Source organism: Desulforhopalus singaporensis (genome assembly GCF_900104445.1).
In the GTDB taxonomy this organism is placed as follows: domain Bacteria; phylum Desulfobacterota; class Desulfobulbia; order Desulfobulbales; family Desulfocapsaceae; genus Desulforhopalus_A; species Desulforhopalus_A singaporensis.
This window is the reverse complement of record NZ_FNJI01000092.1, coordinates 1-2,935: the sequence shown is the minus strand read 5'-3', so window position 1 is coordinate 2,935 and position 2,935 is coordinate 1. Positions and strand designations below refer to the sequence as shown.

General features: G+C 43.1%; 4 protein-coding genes and 1 pseudogene. All 5 read right to left on the bottom strand.

From position 1 onward, the window contains the following. Positions 1–25: 25 nt before the first annotated feature. Entirely contained in the window at positions 26–256 is a 231-nt protein-coding gene (locus tag BLQ17_RS23810) for a transposase (protein WP_092226371.1), read from the bottom strand. A gap of 103 nt (positions 257–359) precedes the next feature. Further along, positions 360–506 carry a transposase gene (locus BLQ17_RS23475; RefSeq protein ID WP_407919135.1) on the bottom strand — a complete coding sequence of 49 codons (147 nt, stop codon included), beginning with the start codon at positions 504–506 and terminating at the stop codon, positions 360–362. A 165-nt stretch (positions 507–671) separates the two neighbouring features. Continuing rightward, positions 672–1,115, bottom strand: a complete 444-nt coding sequence (locus tag BLQ17_RS21775; protein WP_092226367.1) for a hypothetical protein — start codon at positions 1,113–1,115, stop codon at positions 672–674. 227 nt (positions 1,116–1,342) lie between these two features. Next, entirely contained in the window at positions 1,343–1,945 is a 603-nt protein-coding gene (locus tag BLQ17_RS21770; RefSeq protein WP_092226359.1) for an acetate uptake transporter family protein, read from the bottom strand. Between the two features lie 602 nt (positions 1,946–2,547). Then, a pseudogene (locus BLQ17_RS21765) lies at positions 2,548–2,727 on the bottom strand (helix-turn-helix domain-containing protein); the annotation flags it as partial. Between the last annotated feature and the right edge of the window lie 208 nt (positions 2,728–2,935).

Genomic DNA, 2,935 nt, shown 5'->3' with positions numbered 1-2,935 from the left:
AGTTGCGTCTTTGGCGAATAAGTCGCTAAAACGGGAATAGCTGGAAATAGGCCAGGATTCCGTCAAAGTGATCTTCCAAAGTCGTGGCAAATTTCTTTAGCATATCTATACCTGAGCTTCGAGCCATTACGATCCAACTGTTCAGATGCCATTCGGCTGCTTTTTTGTCGTCTGGACAATACCAGAACTGGCGCAAATCCTCCTTCATGTAATACACAGTGGCAAGAGGCTTATTGATTTCCAAAGCTTGGTCCAGGCGCCGGGCCTACTGAGTCTTTTCCTGAAGTTTTTCTCTAGCAATCAGCAAGAGCCAGCGGGTGCCCTTGATGACTCTCCGTTTTAATGAACCACTTGTATTGTTATAGAGTTGGTCTTCTGAAGCCGGACATCTTTTCGTTGAACAGTCTTACCACATGAAAATGATCGAAGACGATCACCGCCTCTTTCAGGTTTTCTCGAACCGCTTTTATGTACGCCGGTGACATGTCGATGGCAACGGCTTCGATCTACACTTTTCGTTGTCACCGCAGTCTTTGCCCAAATGGCTCCAAGGCTCGCTTCTTTTGCCGTCTCCGACAAAAACCACAGCCCCGCTTACAACATCCAGGACGATTAACAGATAGCGATCCTTGCCGACATAGATCTCATCAATGGCTATCTGCTTCAATTTCTTAAGATTCAGTTTCGGATATTTTCTTTGCAGATATCTCTTCTGAATGCTCTTGCATGATATCCCAGCTTAAAGCCAAGTGTCGGGAAATATCTGCTATGGTCATGTATTTCGCCAGATCGAGAACATATCGCCCAAGAGCCCTGGTATATGTGAGCCGAGGATCGGCAAAGCCAATATCAGCTTGACGAACAATTCCACAATCCTTGCATTCCACTCTGGCAACTTCCGTCCGGATGTTTGTCGCTTTCTTGCCAATCGGCAGAGAATGGAACCATCGGGGAAACGAACCTCGACGAATCACTCGCTTGCTCTTGCATACAGGGCATCGAAAGCCAAATTTTTTTCTCGATACTGTGAAGATCACGTCTCCTTCTCGATACTCCGTTCGAACATATCGGTACCCAACGATGCCAAAACCATGATAGAGTAGACTTGTGGACATGCAGATCCCTCCTTATCATTAGCTTGGTCGCTTTGATAAGGACTGCATGTCCTTTTTTTTCTACTTATTTTTTTCCCTGCGCGTACACTCGATTTGGAAGATCCAATTTATCCATCGAGCCTTCCATCTATGAGACAGTGCGAGCAATGTTGCGCACCACTTAGTTGAATTTTGGCAGTTTTCTGTTTCCGTCCAGGCACTACCTAAAGTAAAATTAGATAACACTTTTACTCAACAGCGATTATTGGTTTTCCTACAGGGAGAACAGTTCTCTTAAAGGAGTTGTTTAACACTACAGCTGAGGCCAGGTAAATGGCGATGAGTCCAAGTGTCAGCAGGCTGTAGGCTGCGATTGGTGCAGCTATTGCCGGTGAGAGAATTCCTAATTTCATGAAGGTGATGAGCCAAAGAGCGATGTCGGCACAGATTAGTCCAAGGAAAAATACTGGAGAACCAACCAGGTAGGCAGGGGTAAATATGGTGAGAACGATTGCCAAACAGAGCCATGCATAGGGGTCAGGTGCTATACTATAATGAATGCCCGATGAATGGCAGATAAATTCTGCTGTCTTGAGCAACCCCGTTACAAGCATGAAGAAGCTTCCAAACAGAAGCATGACGTTACCGCCTGTGAGATTTCCGTCTTTCAGCTCAATTATCCCGGCAGTAAACTGGCAAACAAAACCACCGAACAGCCAGATCGCTACCGCCAAATTGCTGTCTGCTCCTATTTCCCCTGTTAGGATACCAAAGAAAATAAAACAGGCGATGGCGAGTGCTGTAAGGGCTTGTGGACTTGGATTAGCGAAGCTATTCTGCTTTTTGGACATTGATACTCCTCCATGAATGGGATTAATGCCGTTTAGTTATGATTTCTCAACCCTAAGAGTTAGTAGTGTTAGGATAAAATCATAACTTCCAGTTTTTTATACTAAAGCCATAAATAGATTTAATGAATCTATATGTTTTTAGTCTTCTTCATCAACAATTCGCACACATTCTTTATGTATCCTTTTTTTATTTGCGGGAAATAGCCCTTTGTTTAGCCACAGAACTCACATAGGTGATCACATCCGTCATTAATGTTTTTGATTACCACCAATCTTCAGCAAGCGATAAATTGTACTGAGGAATCTATGATGATTTACAAGCGTGACAAGCGAGATTTAAAATCGGAGTTTGCAAAATAGATACCAAAGGAAAAATGACAGCAGGCGACGGATTGTTTATTTTTAATAATTAGATAGTTAGGTGGGGGGATGAAAGACGAGAAGTCATGTCTGGTAACTGGCACAAGTGTTGCGTCCTACAGATATGTAGCGCAGCGTATCTGTAGAACGCAACATTTAGGCCAGAGGGTTTAGAAATCCCGCTCTCATATCGAAAGTACGCTCAATCCGAAAGAACCTTCTTTTTCTTCTCAAGCGCTTGGATTTGGGATTCGGTAAGAATGAAACTTTTTTTTGCCATTTTCGACGGCATTTTTGTAGCGATAAAAGGTATCTCTGGATAGGCCCATTATTTTGCAAGCCCTTGAAACATTGCTGAGTTCTTTAGCGAGATTGAGAAGTCCGATCTTGTGTTTTACGATATGTTCGTTACCATGGAGCATGAGGGGTACCTCCTATGTTTTGATCTTTGGTTGGCACCTTTATCAAAACTGGTAACCCTCATCTTTTCAAGAGAGATGCCATCTAATCTGAACTATTTTAAATCAAATCATTCTTTGAGGTGGTCAAATAAAATCGGACACTTTCCTTAGGCTGCTATTTTCAGCTCCATCTCTTTTTCAAATTCATTTGGGCTGAGATATCCCAAAT